17 protein-coding genes are annotated in these 20,766 nt (G+C 42.2%); 12 read left to right on the top strand and 5 right to left on the bottom strand.

The genetic code is table 11. From position 1 onward, the window contains the following. Nucleotides 1–444 precede the first annotated feature (444 nt). The 8 genes from ACED29_RS02355 (at nucleotide 445) to ACED29_RS02320 (ending at nucleotide 8,970) form a co-directional block, all read left to right on the top strand. Nucleotides 445–1,704 (top strand): efflux RND transporter periplasmic adaptor subunit, encoded by a 1,260-nt coding sequence (locus ACED29_RS02355; protein WP_124015628.1) that lies wholly within the window; start codon nucleotides 445–447, stop codon nucleotides 1,702–1,704. A gap of 66 nt (nucleotides 1,705–1,770) precedes the next feature. After that, complete coding sequence (locus ACED29_RS02350; RefSeq protein WP_182697819.1) at nucleotides 1,771–1,992, top strand: hypothetical protein; 222 nt, start codon at nucleotides 1,771–1,773, stop codon at nucleotides 1,990–1,992. Between the two features lie 189 nt (nucleotides 1,993–2,181). Beyond that, nucleotides 2,182–2,880: an ABC transporter ATP-binding protein gene (locus ACED29_RS02345; RefSeq protein ID WP_124015630.1), complete on the top strand. Its 699-nt coding sequence runs from the start codon at nucleotides 2,182–2,184 to the stop codon at nucleotides 2,878–2,880. An 18-nt stretch (nucleotides 2,881–2,898) separates the two neighbouring features. After that, nucleotides 2,899–4,212 (top strand): ABC transporter permease, encoded by a 1,314-nt coding sequence (locus tag ACED29_RS02340; protein WP_371696910.1) that lies wholly within the window; start codon nucleotides 2,899–2,901, stop codon nucleotides 4,210–4,212. 24 nt (nucleotides 4,213–4,236) lie between these two features. Then, a complete protein-coding gene (locus tag ACED29_RS02335) occupies nucleotides 4,237–5,445 on the top strand; it encodes an ABC transporter permease (RefSeq protein WP_124015632.1) in 1,209 nt (402 codons plus the stop codon). Between the two features lie 116 nt (nucleotides 5,446–5,561). Beyond that, on the top strand, nucleotides 5,562–7,001 hold the full coding sequence (locus ACED29_RS02330; RefSeq protein ID WP_182722081.1) for a sigma-54 dependent transcriptional regulator: 1,440 nt from the start codon (nucleotides 5,562–5,564) through the stop codon (nucleotides 6,999–7,001). Continuing rightward, complete coding sequence (locus ACED29_RS02325; RefSeq protein WP_182697928.1) at nucleotides 7,001–8,332, top strand: PAS domain-containing sensor histidine kinase; 1,332 nt, start codon at nucleotides 7,001–7,003, stop codon at nucleotides 8,330–8,332. The genes ACED29_RS02330 and ACED29_RS02325 overlap by 1 nt, the downstream gene beginning before the upstream one ends. Nucleotides 8,333–8,586: 254 nt before the next feature. Then, nucleotides 8,587–8,970, top strand: coding sequence for an MAPEG family protein (locus ACED29_RS02320; protein WP_371696908.1), 384 nt, complete (start codon nucleotides 8,587–8,589; stop codon nucleotides 8,968–8,970). 95 nt (nucleotides 8,971–9,065) lie between these two features. Here ACED29_RS02320 and ACED29_RS02315 read toward each other — a convergent pair whose 3' ends face one another. Next, nucleotides 9,066–9,311 (bottom strand): hypothetical protein, encoded by a 246-nt coding sequence (locus ACED29_RS02315; protein WP_371696907.1) that lies wholly within the window; start codon nucleotides 9,309–9,311, stop codon nucleotides 9,066–9,068. Between the two features lie 113 nt (nucleotides 9,312–9,424). On the opposite strand from ACED29_RS02315, the gene ACED29_RS02310 reads away from it, so the two are divergent. Continuing rightward, nucleotides 9,425–10,012, top strand: coding sequence for a uracil-DNA glycosylase family protein (locus ACED29_RS02310; RefSeq protein ID WP_371696920.1), 588 nt, complete (start codon nucleotides 9,425–9,427; stop codon nucleotides 10,010–10,012). A gap of 35 nt (nucleotides 10,013–10,047) precedes the next feature. Here ACED29_RS02310 and ACED29_RS02305 read toward each other — a convergent pair whose 3' ends face one another. Both ACED29_RS02305 and glnD read right to left on the bottom strand, forming a co-directional pair. Beyond that, nucleotides 10,048–10,548: a YcxB family protein gene (locus tag ACED29_RS02305; RefSeq protein ID WP_371696905.1), complete on the bottom strand. Its 501-nt coding sequence runs from the start codon at nucleotides 10,546–10,548 to the stop codon at nucleotides 10,048–10,050. A 170-nt stretch (nucleotides 10,549–10,718) separates the two neighbouring features. Further along, nucleotides 10,719–13,364 carry a [protein-PII] uridylyltransferase gene (gene glnD, locus ACED29_RS02300; RefSeq protein WP_371696904.1) on the bottom strand — a complete coding sequence of 882 codons (2,646 nt, stop codon included), beginning with the start codon at nucleotides 13,362–13,364 and terminating at the stop codon, nucleotides 10,719–10,721. 81 nt (nucleotides 13,365–13,445) lie between these two features. On the opposite strand from glnD, the gene ACED29_RS02295 reads away from it, so the two are divergent. From ACED29_RS02295 to ACED29_RS02285, 3 genes are all read left to right on the top strand, one after another. Continuing rightward, a complete protein-coding gene (locus ACED29_RS02295; protein ID WP_371696902.1) occupies nucleotides 13,446–14,159 on the top strand; it encodes a 16S rRNA pseudouridine(516) synthase in 714 nt (237 codons plus the stop codon). Nucleotides 14,160–14,223: 64 nt separating this feature from the next. Beyond that, complete coding sequence (locus ACED29_RS02290) at nucleotides 14,224–15,180, top strand: LysR family transcriptional regulator (RefSeq protein WP_371696901.1); 957 nt, start codon at nucleotides 14,224–14,226, stop codon at nucleotides 15,178–15,180. Nucleotides 15,181–15,512: 332 nt separating this feature from the next. Then, nucleotides 15,513–17,930 carry an OmcA/MtrC family decaheme c-type cytochrome gene (locus ACED29_RS02285; protein ID WP_371696899.1) on the top strand — a complete coding sequence of 806 codons (2,418 nt, stop codon included), beginning with the start codon at nucleotides 15,513–15,515 and terminating at the stop codon, nucleotides 17,928–17,930. Between the two features lie 627 nt (nucleotides 17,931–18,557). On the opposite strand, the gene ACED29_RS02280 is transcribed toward ACED29_RS02285, so the two are convergent. Both ACED29_RS02280 and ACED29_RS02275 read right to left on the bottom strand, forming a co-directional pair. Beyond that, entirely contained in the window at nucleotides 18,558–20,093 is a 1,536-nt protein-coding gene (locus ACED29_RS02280; protein ID WP_371696897.1) for an MFS transporter, read from the bottom strand. 231 nt (nucleotides 20,094–20,324) lie between these two features. Then, a complete protein-coding gene (locus ACED29_RS02275; RefSeq protein ID WP_124015643.1) occupies nucleotides 20,325–20,663 on the bottom strand; it encodes a PBPRA1643 family SWIM/SEC-C metal-binding motif protein in 339 nt (112 codons plus the stop codon). Nucleotides 20,664–20,766: the final 103 nt, after the last annotated feature.

Genomic DNA, 20,766 nt, shown 5'->3' with positions numbered 1-20,766 from the left:
ATTCAACCACGTCGCGAAATTATCGCTTTTCAGATAATTTTGATGTGGCGGCTGGATGTTCCAAGAGGGAACAGCCGTTGGTTTCCTCTTGGTCTGGTGTGGGCGACGCGCCACGACGTTAGTGGCCGCAGGCCATAAAGTACAAAAGTACAAAGCAAAACAAACACCTGGATCCCGGCTCAAAAGCACTACCGGGACGACGAGAAAACTGTTAATAAGATAATCCCCCGCTATACATAAAACAAAAAGTGTCCGCTCGGACACTTTCTCAATGACCGGACAGTTTATACATCTGTCCGCGGACACTTTTAGAGTGTTCGGTTATCTTTTTAAATACTTATCATTTTGAAAAATAACAATAAATAACTATTGGCATGGCTTGTGCTTTATCTTGGTATAAATGTGAAGTTGTGGGTGCGGTTTGTGCGTACCTAAGGACCTGAGATGATTAAAGACACAAGTAGCCAAGATACTGTTATTGCGCCTAAGTTAGGTCGTAAGTTGCGCTTACCCTTAATTATAGGTGGCGGTGCAATATTGATGAGTGCATTGGTGTGGGCGAGTTTGGGCCATGACAGTTCGGTGCGTTCAGTTGATGGCGCTGAATTACGCTTAGCAACGATCACTCGTGGAACCTTAGTTCGTGATATAGCCACTACCGGTAAAATAGTGGCTGCTAATGCGCCGATTTTATATAGCACCGAAGAAGGTGTGGTGACTTTACTGAGCCAACCAGGTGATGAAGTTGAGCAAGGACAGGTAGTCGCTAAAATTGAGAGCCCACGTTTGCAAAGTGAATTACAACAACAGCAGTCGATGCTTGAAGGGATGCAGGGCAGTTTAGAACGTGCCAAGTTAGACGCCCGCCGCGAGCAACTTCGTGTCAGTCAGATTTTAGACATGGCGACAGTGGATTTAGAAGCTGCGGATCGTGAAAGTCGTCGTGGCGATCAATTGATTGAGTCGAGTTTGATCAGCAAAATCGATTTTGAAAAAAGCAAAGATGATTTACACAAAGCTAAATTACTGCATAAGCATGCCCAGCAAGAAGTTGAGTTAATGCGCGATACCCTGAGTTTTGAAATTAAAAACCGTACTCTTGAAGTACAACGTCAAGATTTAGTGGTGAGAGAGTTAACTCGTCAGGCCAATGCTCTGAATATTATCGCTCCGGTTAGCGGCATTATTGGTAACTGGTTGGTGGAGCAAAAAGCCCGTATCGGTCCGAGTCAGCCAATGCTAACTGTGGTCGACTTAACCGCCTTTGAAGCAGAGCTTGCGGTGCCAGAATCTTATGCCGATGAGTTGGGCTTGGGAATGGATGTTGAGTTGAGTTTTGGTAGCGTTAATGTGGTTGGCCAATTGTCGTCAATTTCACCTGAGGTGCGTAACCGCGAAGTGACTGCCCGAGTGCGCTTTGCAGACAGCAACACCTTATCATTACGTCAAAACCAGCGTTTATCTGCCCGAGTATTACTGGAAAACAGACCCAATGTGTTGATAGTAAAACGCGGTGATTTTCTCAATCTTGGCGGTGAAGTGGCCTATCAAGTGAATGACGCGGTTGCTCATAAGAAAACCGTCAAACTGGGGGCACGCAGTATGAGCCAAGTTGAAGTGATTGAAGGCGGTGACGAAGGGGATGTTTGGGTGATATCAGGTACCGAAAGCTTTAAAAATGAACCTAATATTCAGATCCGCTAAGCAAGTCTGCAACTAAGTTAATGACTTAAGCACATAACGAAACACTCAACTGAGTAAGGACATTCAATGACTTTTATTCAACGTAGACAGCTTATCGCACTCGCTGCTTTATTTGTTCTCGCAATAGCTGTGAGTTATCGCATTGATAATCATACCGATTGGTTATCGGTGAGTTTGCAGTTAATTGACATGAGCAGCCAGGTTTCAACTCGGCTAACGGGGGTCAATCCGGCCGTTCGCTTGCATATTGATATTAGCGACATGGTCAACATTAAGCTGCTGTTTTAGCCTCGGCTAGCGGGTACTGTCGCTGGCAGCACTAATCAAATCAGCGACCACGACATATCACCTAAACCGATAATAACAACACTCATAGCATTAAAAAAAGCATTAAAAAACAGTATTCAGATTAGTAAGATTCACATTATCAGCCATAAGCGCTGGGATGCGACAACCGAATTAACCAAGGAAGCCATTATGTTATCCATGAAAAACATCAGTAAAGTATTCAAAACCGATTTAGTTGAAACCCATGCGCTACGTGACTTTAATCTGGAAGTGAATGAAGGCGAGTTTGTGGCAGTGACGGGCCCATCAGGCTCAGGTAAAACCACTTTTTTGAATATTGCCGGTTTACTTGAAGGGTTTTCATCTGGGCAATACAGTCTTGATGGCGTCAATGTATCGAATTTAAGCGATAACAAAAGTGCCAAAGTGCGTAATGAAAAAATTGGCTTTATATTTCAGGGGTTTAATTTAATTCCTGATCTCAATTTAGCCGAAAACGTCGAAGTACCATTACGCTATCGCGGTATGAATGCCAGTGAGCGTAAGCGTCGAGTCGAGTCAGCATTAGAGCAAGTGGGTTTAGGTGCGCGAATGAAGCACTTACCGACACAATTATCGGGTGGACAACAGCAACGCGTAGCGATTGCGCGAGCATTAGCGGGCGAACCTCGATTTTTATTAGCCGATGAACCTACCGGTAATTTAGACAGCTTAATGGCGCGTCAGGTGATGGAGCTGCTTGAGAATATTAATCAACAAGGCACCACCATTATTATGGTGACTCACGACTCCGAACTCGCACGTCGCGCGCAGCGCAATATTCAAATTGTCGATGGCCAAGTATGTGACTTTTCCATGTATCAACAAGCTGCTACAGGCACGCGATAATCGCATAAGGGGAATATTATGTTTTTTTACTATTGCGATTTAGCATGGCGAAGCATACGTAAAACGCCGATGTTATCGATGTTAATGGTGTTAGCCATCTCGATTGGGATTGGTATTACCATCACCACGTTAAATGTCTATAAAACCATGTCTTATAATCCGGCAGGTGATCGCAGTGAAGTGATTAACTCGGTACAGTTGTGGAGCCAAGGATTGGATACGTGGGATGAGTTTATTGCCAATATTACTTATACAGATGCAATGAATTTGCGTAATAACGATGAGTTAAGCCTTAAAGCTGCCAGTTATCGCACTGGGTTAGCTTTGCAGTCTGATAATCCAAAGATTGAACCAGTATTGCAAAGTGTGCGAGTTACCGACAGAGACTTTTTTAGGATTTTCTCGGTACCATTTTTATATGGCAGTTACTGGGATGCCAGCGTTGATTTACGCCCAGCGTATCAAGTTGTCATTAGCCAAAAGTTAAATTTACGCTTTTTTGAAGGTAAAAACAGTGTGGGTAAAACGGTGTTTTTAGATCGTAAACCTTATCAAATTGTGGGGGTGATTGAAGATTGGAATCCACAACCTAAATATTACGATCCAACTAATGGCGCATTTAATGATGCTGAAGAAATATTCATTCCTTTTTCGTTAACCGAACAAGAAGAGTTTGATGTGTGGGGCAATACCAGTGGTTGGAAATTTGAACCCATGCTCACTTACAAGGATCGATTAACGTCAGAAAAAGTGTGGATTCAATTTTGGACCGAACTCAAAAGCGATGAGCAAAAACAAAGTTATTTAGCGTGGTTAATCCGTTATGTCGAGCAACAAAGAGCCATTGGCCGCTTTACTGATACGGCTAAAACCGCTGGCGAATCAGTGCAAATTAGCGATATCAGCAAATGGCTTGAAGATAATGAAGTGGTGCCCAAAGATAACAAAATATTAGTCGGTTTAAGCTTACTGTTTTTAAGCGTTTGCTTAGTCAATATTCTCGGTTTATTGCTGACTAAATTTTTAAAGCGTGCGCCTGAGGTGGGGGTCCGTCGTGCGATTGGCGCTAGCCGTGGACAGATTTTTAGCCAGTACATGGTCGAAGTGGGCATGATTGGCTTTATTGGTGGGGTAGTCGGGTTGTTATGGGCATGGGGTTCGTTAACGGCGCTACACAGCTATTTTTCAGTGGACCAAAGTGTCACAGGGCTTGATCTCAGTATGTGGTTTATCACCCCAATTATCGCTATTTCAACGGCGATATTGGCAGGGGTTTATCCTGCATGGGTAGTGTGTCGCACTAAACCCAGCGTGTATTTAAAAGCCCAATAACGGATTATAAACAAGGACATCACCATGCTACATATCAAACCGATTTTATCCAGTTTACTGCGCAGTAAAAGCGCGCCGGTTTTATTGCTATTACAGATCATTTTGTCTGTTGCGATTGTCGCCAATGCTAGCTTTATTATTAACGAGCGTTTGTCGTTAATGCAGCGTGAGTCGGGCTATGCAGAAGATCAAATACTCACATTCAGTGTTTATAACTTCGACCCAGCCGTTGATAATCTTAAGCAAAATGAGGTAGATCAACAGATTTTACGTTCACTTCCTAATGTTATCGATGCCAGTTCTAGCAATATGTTGCCCTTAAGTGACAGTGGTTGGATGGATCGCTATGTTGACAGCCCAAATGAAGATACGGCCAAAAGTACTCCAGGTTTTGCATTTTACTTGGGTAACGAGCATTTGCTCAATGTGATGGGCGCTAAGTTAATTGCCGGACGCAACTTTACGGCAGATGAAATTAATACCAGCTTGAGTGATAGCGGCATGCTGGCGCTAGTGTCGCAACCTTTAGCTAAAGCCTTTTGGGGAGATGAATCGCCGCTGGGTAAAACCATGTATCAAGGAGAGCAAAGTGTTACCATTATTGGCGTGGTTGATAAACTGCAAGGGGCTTGGGTTGATAACAAGAACTTTGAATACAGCGTGATCCAAAATATCGATTTTGGCGGCAACAGCAGTAATAAATCTTATATGGTACGGGCATTACCTGAACACATCCCCGCGTTAGAAAACGCTATCCGAAAAGCCCTCCATGCTGAAAATCCCAATCGGGTTTTTGATAACTTTCAAACTCTGAGTGAAATCAGAAACCTGACTTACAGTAACCACCGTTTAATGGCGACCGTATTAAGTATTATGGTGGTGTTATTGCTACTCATTACTGCGCTAGGATTAACGGGTATGGTGATGTTTAATATTCAACGTCGCACCAAACAAATCGGCACTCGCCGTGCATTGGGAGCTCGTAAGCGTGACATCATTGAATATTTTATGGTTGAAAACTATCTGATTTGTATTGTCGGTGGTGTTATTGGCGGCATGTTATCACTTGTATTGGGACAGCAATTAATGAAACTGTATAGCTTACCAATGGTGCCGGTAGTTTATCCGATAGCATCTGTGGTTGGCTTACTGATAGTTACCACGCTAGCGGTTATTATTCCCGCGGCTAAAGCGGCCAATATTTCACCTGCGATGGCGACGCGCAGCGTCTAGAGTCATGCTGATTTTATTCGCAATCTAGTTAGCTTTGCGCTAGCGTGCTAGGCTAGCAAAGGTGCTCAATCAACATCGCGTTTTGGAGTTTAACCAATGAGAATTACATCAAAGTAATGGATAATATTTTAATTGTTGACGACAACCATGCCATTTGCCAAGCCCTTGCGCTGATGATTGAACTGCATGGCTATCAGGCTATTTTTTGTCACACGCCAGAAGCTGCAGTTGAGATTGTCACTCATAAAGAGATCTGCTTGGTGATCCAAGACATGAACTTTAGCCGTGATACCACTTCGGGTGAAGAGGGCAAACAGTTGTTTTATGGTTTACGTAAATTACAGCCTAATTTACCGATTATTTTAATGACCGCCTGGACTCAACTTGAAACAGCTGTTGAACTGGTTAAAGCGGGCGCGGCTGATTACATGGGCAAACCCTGGGATGACGCCAAGCTGCTCAATAGCATTAGCAACTTATTATCTATTTATCGATTATCACAACAAAATAGCCAATTAAGTCGCATACACAGCGAGCGGATGTCGGCCATTAATGGTGCTGATTTATGTGGGCTAGTATTTGGTAGTGGCGCGATGCAGCGCTGTGTTGATTTGGCGTTACAAGTGGCACGTTCTGATGTGTCGGTGATGATCACTGGCCCAAATGGCGCGGGTAAAGATAAAATCGCCGATATTTTACAGGCTAATTCGCCACTAAAAGATAAACCTTTTATTAAGGTCAACATTGGCGCTTTGCCGCTAGATTTATTAGAGGCTGAGCTATTTGGCGCAGAAGCCGGCGCCTTTACGGGGGCCAATAAAACTCGTATGGGCCGTTTTGAAGCGGCTGATGGTGGCACGTTATTTTTAGATGAAATAGGCAATTTGCCTTTGTCTGGTCAAGTGAAGTTATTGCGAGTGCTGCAAACGGGTGAGTTTGAACGTTTAGGTAGCCATCAAACTCGTAAAGTCAATGTACGGGTAATTAGTGCCACCAACGCCGATTTAGCCGATGACATTCTCAATGGGCGATTTCGTGAAGATTTGTTTTACCGTTTAAATGTGATTGAACTGAGCGTACCACCATTACATCAACGCCAAGATGATATTTTACCCTTAGTGAAACATTTTATTGGCACTAACTTTAGTCTTGATAAAACGACCCAGCAGGCGTTACTTAATCATTGTTGGTCAGGTAATGTACGCGAATTAGAAAACGCCTGTAAACGAGCGGTATTACTGGCAAAATCTGCCCAGCTTACTCTGCACGACTTTGGCTTGAACCCGAACACGGCTAATCAAGTGGCTGCGGTTTCAAGACTGCATCATTCAAGTGAAGCTGTTAAAAATCAATATTTTGTTAATGATGCTCTTGAGCAGAATGAGTCAGATGATGCCAGTGCGGGTCTTATTTTTGAGCCTGATAAACAACAGATAGAAGCTGCATTAACCCAATATAATGGCGTTATTGCCAGAGTGGCTAAATCGTTTGGCTTAAGCAGGCAAGCCCTGTATCGGCGGATGGAAAAATACGCGATTAGAGTCACTAAGCCATGATGTTATCGTTACGCACTAAAGTCGTTTTAAGCAACATGTTAAGCTGCCTTTTGGCCGCAATGGCAGGGGCTTTAGTGTGGCTGACATTAGGTGATAACTCGCTATGGTTGGCTGTGCTACTAATGTTGGCTGTGTGCTACTTTTGCAGTATGTGGCTTACCAAGCGCTTAAGTGACAGCCTGCAAGCGTTGGAAATCGGCTTATTAAACTTTAAAGACAACGACTTTAGTGTGTCGCTGCATCCTTATGGTGAGCCGCAACTTGATGCTTTGGTGAGTTTATACAATCAAGCATCGGCAAAACTGCGCAGCGAACGACAATTTATTTATCAGCGCGAGTTAATGCTCGATAAAGTGATTCAAAACTCGCCAAATGTGATGTTATTAATTGATGACTCACAGCGAGTTATTTATGCCAATGGCGCGGCAAGACATTTGTTTAATCATGGCGTTAAAGTTGAAGGTATGTTGTTACCTGAACTGATTGCGATATTGCCAGAAGCGCTTAAAACGGCATTAAATAGTGAGCAAGAAGGGCTGTTTTCGATGGGCAGCAGCTCAGGCGATAGTATCGATGAGAATGATGTTGAAACCTGGCATATTTCCCGCGGTCGCTTTACCCAAAATAATCAGCAACATCATTTAATTTTACTTAAACAACTCACTAAAGAGCTTAATCGCCAAGAAGTCGCCGTGTGGAAAAAGGTGATCCGCATTATCAGCCATGAGCTCAATAATTCAGTGGCTCCTATCGCTTCTATGGTTAACTCAGGTAGGTTTTTAACTCAACATTTAGACAACACTAAGCTGCAACTGATTTTTGATACTATTGAAAATCGCACCAGTCATTTAAGTCAGTTTATTTCTCATTACGCCCAGTTTGCTAAGTTACCTTTACCACAAAAACAGCTAATTGATTGGTCTAAGATGACCCAACAGCTGGCGCAGCAATATCCGTTTCAGGTGTTATCGCCTCTGCCGCAAATGCCGATTAAGCTTGATGCGGTTCAACTTGAACAAGTACTGATTAACTTACTTAAAAATGCCCATGAATCAGGTGCGGATGCCGATAGTGTCGCGCTGATTTTTGAAGATATTACCCATCCAGTTGCTGGTTTATTGATAAAAGTGAATGATCAAGGTTCGGGGATGTCTAGCGAAGTATTGTCGCAGGCACTGTTGCCCTTTTATTCTACCAAGCAGTCTGGTACTGGCATTGGTTTACCCTTATGCCGGGAAATCATTGAAGCTCACGGTGGCCGAATTAGCCTGCAAAGTCGCCCGGAAGGGGGCTTAAGTGTCAAAGTCTGGTTACCTGCTCAACAGAGTTAATAGGCGTTAGCGACTTACTGTTCAGATGGATGTTTATGTCATCACGCTAATGACTCAGCCGTTGATTCATTAAGCTTAACGTTTGCCCCTAACAATCGATCTCAGTGGAAAACAGTTTCAGGTAACCGTCAAGACAAGTGACTGAAATCTTGTGGATGTGTTAACTTACGATGGCGTAATAAGACGAGGTAAGTTGACTATTTTATCGATAGCATTGACTTGCTAATACTAATAACTAATAAAAAGGACAGATTATGCAGACGATACTGATATGTTTATTGATTACGATGTTATTGCCTTATGTGGCAAAAGTACCGTTAGCAATGGCAATGGCTAAATTGGGCAAATATGACAATAACCACCCGCGGTCGCAGCAAGCTCAGTTAACAGGATATGGTGCACGAGCGGCTGCTGGGCATCAAAATGCGTTTGAGTCGTTAATCGTTTTTGGTATTGCTGTGTTAACGGCGTTAATCACTAATAATGTTACTGATATGGTTGCGTTATTAGCGATTGTGCATGTGGTCGCGCGGTTGGTTTACCATGTGATGTATTTATTGAATTATGGCACCATGCGATCATTGACTTGGTTTGTTGGGATTGGCGCATCGATTGGCATATTTTGCCAAGCATTTTAAATTTGAATCACCGATAAAAAAACGCCATAAAGGCGTTTTTTTATCGCGTGAGTTGATACTTTCACGATAGCGATAATATTTAGCGATAATATTGTTTAATCTAGGCTAGTAACCCGTTCATAGCCCATTTCAGTTAACTGGTCGTTCACACAGTCTAATAAAAACGATCCAACCTCAGATTCAGGTAGTTGATCTTCAACTGCAATTTGCTTACAAGCATCTTTTAAAGACACCACATCTTTTATTGGTGCTTGAGGAAGGGCTGCTGCACTAAAACTGATTGCTATGCTGCTGATGAATATTGCAGCTAATGTGGTTAGGGGAATACGGGATGCTTGCATGGGTGTTCCTTCTTGGGAGAACTTTATTATTTCGACAAATACTACTGTAGCTTAGTTCCCTTGGATAGGGTTATTTAAGGGCTTTTTATGATTTTATATGCAAAATGTATGGGATTGATATGACAGGGTTACTGACTGAAATCAAAAATTGTCAGCTTTGTGCTTCCAGCTTAGTTAATGGTGTGCGTCCTGTGGTGCAAATCGATCCCCAAGCGAGAGTATTGATCATTGGTCAAGCCCCTGGTCGCAAGGTACATCAGTCGGGGATCCCATTTGACGATGCCAGTGGCGACAGATTACGCCAATGGTTAGGCATCACCCGAGAGGTGTTTTACGATGCGAAGCAAATCGCTATTATGCCGATGGGCTTTTGCTTTCCTGGCAGCTATAGCGGTAAGGGCCAGTCTGGCGATTTACCGCCAAGACCTGAGTGCGCGCCTAAATGGCACAGTCTGTTGTTAGCGCAACTCGTAAATGTAAAGTTGATTTTGCTGGTGGGCCAATATGCACAGCAGTACTACTTAAGCGATAAACCGAAAACCTTAACCGAAACCGTATTGCAATGGCGCACCTTTGGGCCATGTTACATTCCACTTCCACATCCTAGCCCGCGTAATAATATTTGGCTGAGCCGTAATCCATGGTTTGAGGCTGAGTTACTGCGCGATATTCGTCAACGGGTGGCGATTGCGCTAGCGTAATTGCCAAGTTATTCATTGCTGCAATGGTGTCTAAGCTATTGTTTCTTTATAATAAAATCAATGGCGCTTTTATCTAAACAGCGCTTGGATAAATAAGTAGTGGTTTTTTCGAGCTTTATTAATAAACCGCTATCCGTTTCAGTAATCCGATAAATATCAGTCCATAAAATCTGTTGATTTACATGCAGCGACTGACTGTTGATGCCTTTATCATCGATGGTCAGACTGACATGTTCACCTGCCGCTTTACTCATCATTTGACGCCATAACCACCAGGTTTTATTAAAGCGAATACTTAAAAATTCAACAACCGCTAAACCAATGAAAAAGTAGCCTAAATAGTAGGTTTCTTTGGTGCTCATGGCCGCAGAACTGATAGCGTCGAGCATTAAAATAGCCAAACCAATCAGTGCAAACACAGCGGTTTTAATAAAACGTTTTGGTGATGGATTGGGATTAACTGATTGCTGATAGCATTCTTCAAAGTACGACTTATCGAGTACATATTCAGCAGTATAACGAAAGGCTTGTGACATGATGACCTAATGAACGGCAGTTGATGGGCATGATTATCGCATAGTCATCTGTTTGCTCAAAGTATGCTTAAGGGTGAAATAGGCGGGCCATGGCGGTTAACACGCTCATGACCCAGTAAATCAACATTATTGAATCATATTCTTATCTACTTACTTGCTTTTAAGCCTTGCTATTGTTTAGCGGTAATCGCTTGCATTAATGTTGCCGACAATTGCTGCTGTTGTTCTGGGGTTAATTGTTGATCGTCTTTATTGGATAATAAAAACACATTGTCTGCACGTTCGCCGACCGTACTGATGGTGGCCGAATGAATATTTAAATCCAATTCCCTGAACGCACTGGCAATTTGTTCCATAAATTCACTGGTGTCTAGTGCGGATACATTAACTAAACTACGAGTCGATTTGCGTGAATGCAAAAATTCGATGTTAGGTTGATTATCAAAACTTTGATGCCGTCTGGACTGACGCTTTTTCGATAAAGTAATGCCCTGATCAAGTACTTGATGTAACTTATCAATAACTTGTTTGCGGCGTTGCTCGCTGGTGATGGGCTTTTCATCGAAGTCGAGTACCTTAAATGACTCGACCACATAGCCATCTTTAGTGCGGGCAATTTGTGCTTGTTTAACCGAAATGCGTAATGTTGCTAAGGTATTGAATAATTTTACAAATAAGCCGTGGCGGTCTTTGGTATAAACAAACACATCACTGCAGCCTTTTACCACCACATCGTCAAGTAAAATAAGGGTGTTGTATTGATTATCTGTCGCTGGCGCAAGATCGTGATTGATCATTGCTTGGGTATAGCGGGCGATATCATCAGCTTCAGCATTACTGAAAAAGGCGATAGGCAATCGACGCCATAATTTTTTAATCTCTTCGCTGTTGTTTTCATCAACCAATAAATTGAGCGCTTCTTGTTTGTGCTCTCGCACTAAGGTTCGCAGTTGCAGAATATTTTCAAAACCACTTCGAAGTGCTTTGCGGGTGACAAAATATAAGTCTTTTAGCAGTGATGCTTTCCAGTCATTCCACAGATCATCATTGGTTGCCTGAATATCTGCAATGGTAAGGCAATATAGAGTATCTAAACGGGCTAATGTGCCGACTTTTTTGGCAAAAGCATTGACCACTTCAGGATCGTAGATGTCCATGCGTTGTGAGGTAATAGACATTAATAAATGATGTTCTACTAACCAGCAAATGAGTCTTTCTTGTGAGGCTTTTAAACCATGGAACTTGGCGAACAAACTGGCATCGACAGCGCCTAATTCACTATGATCTCCGCCGCGTCCTTTGGCTAAATCATGGAATAATGCGGCAAACAAGAGTGTCGATTTATTGGACATTTTTTGATAAATATCAGCTGCTAATGTGAGATCTTTATCTAAGGTTTTGATGTCGTGGCCGTAAGTGTAAATATTTTTAAGCACTTTGTGGGTGTGTTCATCAACAGTATAGGCATGGAACAAATCAAACTGCATCTGGCCAACGACTTCACGCCATTGCGGTAAATAAGACGCTAAAATACCGTGCTGATGCATTAAGGTAATCGCCAGTCCCATGCCTTGAGGGTGAACAAATATCGCTTTAAATTGTTCACGACACAGCTGAAAGTCTTGTAAGTCGCCCATTAAGCGGCGTCTCACTTGGCGCAGTGAACGTAGCGTTTCTGCGGTAATACCGATAATTTTGTCGTGATGAATCGCGATAAATTCAAATAACGCCATAATCTGGGTGCGATCGATAAACACGGTTTCATCACGAACATGAATGTATTTATCGACAATTTCAAAATTCTCGTTAATCACAATAATGTGTGGATTGAGCTCTGGAATAATTTCTCGCTGGAAATAGGCCATTAAAATTTTGTTTAATTCGCCGATGCGCTTCATGGCGCGAAACAGCTGGCGCATCATTTTTTCGATAGCAATATTGCCGCTTTCGCCGATGGGCATACCATCACCAAAACCCATTAATTTTGCCACTTCGGCTTGGTATTGCAGCAACAAACGATTTTCACCACGCTGGGCTGATTGATGCAAGGCAAAGCGCACCCTAAATAAAAAGTGTTGGCATTCCATTAATTCAGCATATTCATCATTGGTTAAAAAACCAAAGCGTCGAAGTGATTGCATGCTGGATACGCCGAAATGCTTGCGAGCAACCCAGGTAAGGGTTTGAATATCGCGCATTCCCCCAGGGCTGGTTTTAAGGTTGGGCTCAATGCTGTATGAGGTACCTTGTGCTTTGGCATGACGCTCTTGCTGTTCACTGAGTTTGGCATTGAAAAACGTTTGGCTTTGCCATAACTCTTGGCCGTAAAGGGCATTGAGAACTTGTTGCTGATGGTGATGGTTACCGGATAAATGGCGGATTTCCAGTAAGCTAGTTGCAATGGTTACGTCGTCTTTACAGGCTTGATATGTGTCGTCTAAGCTGCGAACCGCATGACCTAAATCAAGGTTTACATCCCATAGTTGGGTAAGGAATTGGCTGATAGCGGCCGCTTCGTTAGGTGTTAATTGGCCATCATGGATAACACAAATATCGATATCGGAGAAAGGGTGTAAGGTTTGGCGGCCATAACCACCAACAGCATTAAGCGATATACGCGCAGGGTCTAATTCGAAGGGGTGCCAGAGTTGGCATAATAGTGCATCGAAAAACTGCGATCGCTTATTCAAGGTGTCGTTAATGGCACTCTGAAAAATGTTATCTTGTAAATGTTGATCCAGTGACTTAATCGCCTGTTTTAATTCGGCGCTAGTCATATCTGAGCGCAAAACTGTACTAGCAGGTTGCGAAAGCATGTTACTCCTTAATGTTTTTGCCTTTTAACAGAATAAGGTATTCTTAAACAAATTGGTATCATTCTATATTGGTGAAGTTTTATGGTGTCTAAACGAGGTCGACTCGATCAATTTATTGCTGGCACGTTACAGATCCCTAAAAAAGCCGTGCGCGAACTATTAATCAACAATAAAGTGCGTGTTGATGGTCAATTTGCTAAGTCACTAGATTTACAAATTGATGAGTTTACTCATATTGAGTGTAATGGTGTGGTGCTACGTCATTATCAAAAACGCTACTATATGCTTAATAAGCCTGACGGAGTGGTCAGTGCCACTATTGACGATAAGCATCCGACGGCATTGGGGCTAATGACGGGCATTAATACTGAGATGCTGCATATAGCTGGGCGATTAGATTTACATTCTACTGGGTTATTATTGCTCACCAATGACGCTAAATGGTCGGAGGCCTTGATGGCTCCAGATCATAAAGTCGACAAAAAGTACTTAGTCACCTTAGTCAATCCGCTGGATCAAGCATATGTTGAGGCCTTTGCGAATGGGATGTATTTTGAGTATGAAAATATCACTACGTTACCGGCACAATTGATGCTTTTATCTAGTCATCAAGCTCGAGTAGTGTTGCGTGAAGGTAAGTACCATCAAATTAAACGTATGTTTGGTCGTTTTCGTAATCCGGTAGTTGCGCTACATCGCGAATCTGTTGGCGATATTGTGCTGGATCACACTTTGTTAGCTGGCGAGTTTCGTGCATTAACAAAAGCTGAAGTTGATAGCGTTTTTCAGCACTAGATCAATTTTTATTATTTGAATACATGTTAATTTAATCGCCTCATTACAGCAGATTAGGTGATATGTGGATATTCAAGCATTAAAAAAAGTCAGCGAATTAGACGTATTTAGTTTGTTGGTGTTTAAGCTTATTTACGAGACAGGCTTTGCTAACTTTGCCGCCAAAGAGCTTGCGGTATCTGCACCTAAAATTAGTCGATGTTTAACATCGTTAAGAGTTATTTTTAATGATGAGTTGTTTTTTCGTCGCCAACAGGGATTAAAACCAACTCCATTAGCTGAGCGCTTGTATCAGCCAGTATGTCAATTGTGTGACATGGTAAGTAAAATTGAGCGTGTTGCAGACGAAAGCCAAAATCACCATCAAATGCCCATTCTACATATCGCTGTCTCGCCCAGTATTATTACCAGCGTCGCCATTGCACTCAGTAAATTGCCTCGTAATGTTATCGGTAAGGTGAGCCTTCATAGCTGGCAAGTTGACACCGAAGAGTTGATTTATAATGGTGAGCTCGATTTTGGCATTGGCTTTGATACTCAGAATGCTCATGGTCTAGAGGCTTCCCCAATTGCCAATGTGAAGTCTTTTTGTGTAGTGGGTAACGTTAACCATGACTTTTGGACTAGTGTTGACGAGATTAAATTAGAAAATATCATTCAACATTCAATTGTGTATTTAAGTTGCAAAGGTTTTAACTGCCGTATTGATCCTTTAGAGCTTTATTGTCAAACCAACGGGTTGTTCATCGAAGATATAGAGTGCGTTGCTAAGCTTGAGGATTGGTATTGGCACATGCTCACCATGGACAGTTTGGCGATAACGATTTGCAATGAAGGTTCGTTTGCACAGCAAATTCCACAACTGCGAGTAGAGAAACTACCCGACAGTGAATTTAATAAGCTTAACAGTGTTATGGCGATGCCAAGTTATTGTTTAATTGAGCGTGCAGAGCATTATCGTCGTTACTCGTTAGAGACCAAGCAAATGATAATTGATATCACTAAGTCATTGTTGATATAAGTATTTATCATTTTATGAAATAAGATCCAGCATGATTAACGTGTGATCTGGATCTTTTTTTATATATTAACGCGTAAATTCAATGTGTTACGGTTTTTTATTTATCCTCTTATCTTCATTTGTATTTTACTCACCCTCAACTACCTCTTTATGGTTACATAATCTGTAATTGGCAGTTTCGTTTTTATGGATACTCAAAACTAAAATTATCGATTCCTGTTAACGAATTTGCAACCAAGCTTCACAGGTTTGTTACAGCGCGCGGGTGTTTTGTTCTATTTCCCTATACTTTATAAGTGTAAAACCTACAAATTTAAATCGGGGGATTTAAAATGAAAAAATATAATAGAACCTTACTTGCTGCAGCGTTTATTGCTGCATTAGGTGTGACAGGTTGTGGATCTGATGGCAGTGATGGTGCCCAAGGTGAAGCAGGTACTCCTGGAGCACCGGGTGCTGATGGAACTCCGGGCACACCAGCTGGTTCGGTCGTTACAACAGTTGAAAATGCCTATGACTTTACCTTAACACTGGCTCCTACAGATATTGTAGTAGTAGGTACAGATCCTTTTAGCCTCAAATTTACTGCAACAGGTAAAGGAAGTGGCGGAGCGGACGTTCCATATTCAGGACTCGAGAGAGTAGCGTTATATGTGACCAGTCAATCAGCGAATACTACTGACACTGGTGCGCCAATGTTATGGACAAACCATGCACTTGCTAATGATTTTGGTAGCAGCATGTATTGTAATTTAGAGGGTAGTACGACAGCACGTGATGGGTCTGTCGTTGATGCATGTACATTAGTTGAAGATCCTGCTAACCCAGGTACTTATACTGGTTCTTGGGCACATGATGGTAATGCGCCTGTGGTACTAGCAAGTGGTGATGCAAACGATTTAGTGCGGGTGATGATCCGTGTTTATGACGTTACTATGGCTGATGGTACAGCAGTAAGTGATAAGATTTTATCAACTCCGGTTGATTTTATTCCTGCTACTGGCGAACTTGCTATTTCTGCAAAAGACTCAGTGTCTAATGCTGCATGTATTAAATGTCATAGCCCAATGGAAGGTTACGCTGATACTGATATGCGCATTAGCAACATTGGTGCTCATCATAATTACCAAAAAGTTGAAAATTGTGTAGCTTGTCATAATCCTGCTTATGCTGGTGGACAAGACGACCCTGCAGTTGGTTTTAACGTCAACTTCAATGCCATGATCCATACCATTCATGCGGGTCATCATATTGCTGACTCTCTAACTGGTGACGCCAAAGATATGTTTGGTGGAATCGGATTTCCTGCTGAGTTAAACGAATGTACTGTTTGTCATGATAGTGGCACCCAGTGGAACGACAATATCTATGCAGAAGCCTGTTTGTCATGTCACGTCAATGTGAACTTAAAGACTGGTGAAAATCACAGAGGTATTGTGCCAGCAAGTGACGCGAATTGTTCAGGTTGTCATGGCGCTGGTAGTTTAAGCCCAATGCAAGCTCACAGCGTTGACCGCCGTGCAGCCTTTGAAAATGGTTTGGTACTAGAAGTCGCTTCAGCTGAAGTCGCATCAGACGTATTAACTGTCATCATTGATGTTAAATTAAATGGTGCGGTTGCGGCTGATGGTACTGATTTAACCCAGTACTTAAACAAAGCTAAAGCAGGCGATGATATTTTAATCGGTACACTTGATAGCAATGGCGATTATGTGCGTGGTTTAAGTATCAATACTGCTTCTAATCCTGAAATGTTCGTGGTTCAAAGTGGCAAGTTAACCTTAACTAAAGCACTTAACCCTAACCAGTTAGACGGCAAAATACTTTCAGTTTCTTCTGAAATGAACATGTGTGGCAATACAACGACCGATATGGTTGTTGTTAATACCAAACTAGCTGAAGGTGCAGGTACCGATACTGGTGCTTGTGATGTACCTGTTCCAGCAAACATAGTGACTAAGTTCTTTATGTTTGATGCAGTTGCGGCTAAAGGCGTATTAACTGAGGACAATCTACGTTTCGTTAGTCCTGAGTTGACAGCTTATACCTCACCTACACAGGCTGGTAACGACCGTACAACGGCTGATGAAGCTAAATGTAATGCTTGTCATGGCAACTTGTCTCACATTAAATCACCTAACCATGGTGTGACTAACTTTACACAATGTGCTGATTGTCATAACAACAACTATGCAGGTTCATATCATGCTGATGTTTACAAGCAAGCTGGTGTAGATGCTGATGGCGAACCTACGTTTGAAGTGGTTGAAGGATTAACTTATACCAATCGTGACTTAGTTACTGTTGCTCACCGTTTCCACAGTGGTTTGTTTGCAGGTAGCACAGGTGCTGGCATTTACTTAGGTACAGATGGTGAAACTTGGGTTAACTATCCTGCAACTAAAACAAATTGCCAAGCTTGTCATAAAGATGCCAATGCTGCGGGAGATGCTATGCCATTCTTCTCAGGTACTGGAGAGTTAACATCTGGTAGAACTGCAATTGCAGTATCTGAAGATCAATTCAATCCGACTTTAACACAATATATATCTCCGGTTGCCGAAGCTTGTCGTAGCTGTCACGCTCACTCTGGTCCTGCTGCTCTAGCTCACTTCAAGAGTAATGGTGCGACAGTTACTGGTGATAACGTAATGTCTGCTGCCGGTGTACCAATTGAGTCTTGTGCGACTTGTCATGCTGAAGGTAAAACTTATGGTCTTGATAAAGTTCACTCAGGTGCAGCGCACTAGTTACAAAATAACTTCTTAATCATCACTTAAGAAAGTAAGTAAGAAGGAGGCAGCAATGCCTCCTTCTTTATTCATTTTATCTATCAGGGTATAAGCACTTAATGCTCATCCGTTATCAGTATTACTACTCGAAAAATTAGCTATCCAAGCTGATTAGATTTAATCCAGCTCAGTTCAATTCGACTCAATCCAATTCAATTCAACCAACCCAACCTAACCAATCCTGCCAAAGCTAGCAGCTTGAGTTATCGCTATTTAATTGGCCACTGAATTGAGGTTAATGCCGTATTGACCTTAATTGCATCATGAAGCGTGGCGGTGGTTTACCTACAACAGACGATGGCTTCATTAGCCGGATACATAAACCTGTAAGTTGTTGAGGTTACAGGCTCTCGTCTGTTATTTTGCGGATGCCATTTGAGGTACAGTAGCGACAAATAGGCAATAAACAGAGTCGCTAATGAGAGCAGGGTTAATAAGATTGACGTTCACTACAGGGCCGTTTTCTTAGGTGTTGATTAAAAACGACCAATGTATTTAGGACAAGAAAACAAAAGGGAAGCATTGCTGCTTCCCTTTTTATTCATTAATCTAAACCTACTGGTAAGTGTTATGCCATCTGTTTAATTAAGCTTCTTGTTGGCGTTGCATGGTCAATAACCATTTTCCATAAATAAAAATACCCACCGCAGAAATAATCCCAATCGCACCGATAATATACCAAGCCATGCCGATATTATTGGCTTCATAAAGCATATGCGTTAGGGGTTGTGCTTCTATGCCAGTAAAGTCGACTAAGCGCATAAAGGCTTCACCTTGCGGAATGCTATCAACATCTACTTGGCTCATGCCACGGCTAACCAGTTCATTTCGAGAGATGATCTCTTTAGAGGCGTAAATTTGGTAAAGCTTAGGGGCAAAGTAGCCTTCTAATGTCCAACCAATCCCTTGCGGCAACATGACAAAGCCTAAGTACATGGCTTTTTTGCCTTCAGGGGCGATATTACCCATAAACTCGTTTTTCTTTGGGCTAATCATCATTTCACCGAAAGAAAACATCACAATTGCCAGCACAATCATCCATGCCGCATTAAATACGCCCACTAACATAATCGCGGCAATACTTAAGATGCAGCCAAATAGCATAGTGGTGGTGATCCGGTATTTTGCGGTAAACGCGGCCACTAAAAAACAGGTGGTCATGATCATACCGGCGTTCAGGTTTAGCATGCCTTCTGGCATGACCTTAGTTCCGTCATTATTTAATCCCAACCAGAACTGTAATATGCCGTTACTGGTGCCTTCAGGGCCAAATAGCGAGGTGACAATAACGCTAGTATCTACCCACTCGGCAATGTGGATCGGTAATACGTCAAACAGTGAATTATATAAAAACCAAAAACCAGCAAACACCAGCATGTAGTAAATTACTATTGGTTTTTTAAGTTCTCTTAAGGCATCTTTCCACAGTGCTTCTTGTTGCCGTTCTCCTGACTTTACTTGGCGTGCACGCTCTATGCGATCAGCTTTACCCGGCTCTTTATAAGCCAGTAAAAATAAGAAGTTAAATGAGATTATCGCGGCGCAAGCATAAAAGACGTTGTCCCAAGATAGCTGACGCATGTGCACCGCCACCAATGGGCCGAGAAAGCCACCAATGTTAACGACCTGGTAGAAAATCCCCCAAGCCATAGAGGTGTTCTCGCGTTTTGTCGACAGCACTAAAGTGCCTTGAATACCGGGTTTAAAGACCCCTGTACCTGCAGCGAGTAACATCGCACCAATAAGGAAACCCCAAAAATTGGGCAGTAAAGCCATGGTGAGATAACCCGAAATTTTTATAATCGTGGACACAAAGATAGTTTCTTTATATCCGACTCGATCAGAAATTCCGCCAGTGATAACAGGAATAAAGGTTTGTAGCATTGCCCAAACAGCAAGAATAATACCGTAGTCGTGCAAGTCGATGCCTAAACCGCCTTGTGACACCGGAGACTTAGCGTATAAGCCTGCACTGGCTTTGACGCCGTAATAGGCGATACGTTCAACAAGCTCCATGCCGCCAACGAGCCAAAATATATAGCCAAGACTGGTGATAGAGGCCCACATTCCCAATTGTTTTACTTCACTCAGATCGTTGCCTGAATGTGAATTAGTGCTCATAAGTCACCCTTTTATTTTATGTTCTATATCATTTTTATAACAAAGGCTGACACTTTACCTAAGTTCTGCAGAAATATCCAAAACCAATAAAAAAGCGGATCAAATGATCCGCTTTTTTATTTAATCATTGGCTCGTAACAGCTTAAAAATCTGTAACTGCGTAACGGCCATGCTCATTTGATATGTTGATATAAAAATGTAAATACTCAGGGCTAAGCTTGTTGTTACGGTTTAGGCTCCACAACACTTTTTGTACTTTTTACCACTGCCACAAGGACAAGCATCATTGCGATTAGGCTTAGCTTCAGACTTTACCGTTTTAGGTTTATTCAATAAACCACTTAATTCGATAATGTTTTCAGGCTTGTCAGCATCAATAGTGATATTGGCAAAGAGTTGTTTTTCAGCAACCATTGCGGCAACTTCCGTTTTACGCGCCTCGGTTTGCACAGACAACTTAAGCGGTAATGCTTCTGTACCAGGTTTAGCTGTGCGCTTGGTGTTATAACCACTTTCGCCATAAGCCGGCTTAGGGGTTTGACGACCTTTAAAAAAGAATTTATCAGACATGGTTTTAGCCCATAAAATAGAATGATGATATTGGCCGAAGCTTATACACCAAAAATGTAAAGTGAGATATCAAAGTTTCAATTTTGAACAAAATAAAGCGTTA

Origin of the sequence: Shewanella sp. 5S214 (assembly GCF_041439795.1) — a bacterium.
In the GTDB taxonomy this organism is placed as follows: Bacteria; Pseudomonadota; Gammaproteobacteria; order Enterobacterales; family Shewanellaceae; genus Shewanella; species Shewanella vesiculosa.
The sequence above is the reverse complement of the archived record's forward strand: the minus strand, read 5'-3'. Positions and strand labels throughout refer to the sequence as shown.

Bases quoted from the DNA above. Each gene is read 5' to 3' on its own strand.
- ACED29_RS02285 (WP_371696899.1), top strand. From the start codon at position 15,513: ATGAAAAAATATAATAGAACCTTACTTGCTGCAGCGTTTATTGCTGCA.
- ACED29_RS02295 (WP_371696902.1), top strand. From the start codon at position 13,446: ATGGTGTCTAAACGAGGTCGACTCGATCAATTTATTGCTGGCACGTTA.
- ACED29_RS02340 (WP_371696910.1), top strand. From the start codon at position 2,899: ATGTTTTTTTACTATTGCGATTTAGCATGGCGAAGCATACGTAAAACG.
- ACED29_RS02350 (WP_182697819.1), top strand. From the start codon at position 1,771: ATGACTTTTATTCAACGTAGACAGCTTATCGCACTCGCTGCTTTATTT.
- ACED29_RS02335 (WP_124015632.1), top strand. From the start codon at position 4,237: ATGCTACATATCAAACCGATTTTATCCAGTTTACTGCGCAGTAAAAGC.
- glnD (WP_371696904.1), bottom strand. From the start codon at position 13,364: ATGCTTTCGCAACCTGCTAGTACAGTTTTGCGCTCAGATATGACTAGC.
- ACED29_RS02305 (WP_371696905.1), bottom strand. From the start codon at position 10,548: ATGTCACAAGCCTTTCGTTATACTGCTGAATATGTACTCGATAAGTCG.
- ACED29_RS02320 (WP_371696908.1), top strand. From the start codon at position 8,587: ATGCAGACGATACTGATATGTTTATTGATTACGATGTTATTGCCTTAT.
- ACED29_RS02330 (WP_182722081.1), top strand. From the start codon at position 5,562: ATGGATAATATTTTAATTGTTGACGACAACCATGCCATTTGCCAAGCC.
- ACED29_RS02275 (WP_124015643.1), bottom strand. From the start codon at position 20,663: ATGTCTGATAAATTCTTTTTTAAAGGTCGTCAAACCCCTAAGCCGGCT.
- ACED29_RS02315 (WP_371696907.1), bottom strand. From the start codon at position 9,311: ATGCAAGCATCCCGTATTCCCCTAACCACATTAGCTGCAATATTCATC.
- ACED29_RS02355 (WP_124015628.1), top strand. From the start codon at position 445: ATGATTAAAGACACAAGTAGCCAAGATACTGTTATTGCGCCTAAGTTA.
- ACED29_RS02280 (WP_371696897.1), bottom strand. From the start codon at position 20,093: ATGAGCACTAATTCACATTCAGGCAACGATCTGAGTGAAGTAAAACAA.
- ACED29_RS02345 (WP_124015630.1), top strand. From the start codon at position 2,182: ATGTTATCCATGAAAAACATCAGTAAAGTATTCAAAACCGATTTAGTT.
- ACED29_RS02325 (WP_182697928.1), top strand. From the start codon at position 7,001: ATGTTATCGTTACGCACTAAAGTCGTTTTAAGCAACATGTTAAGCTGC.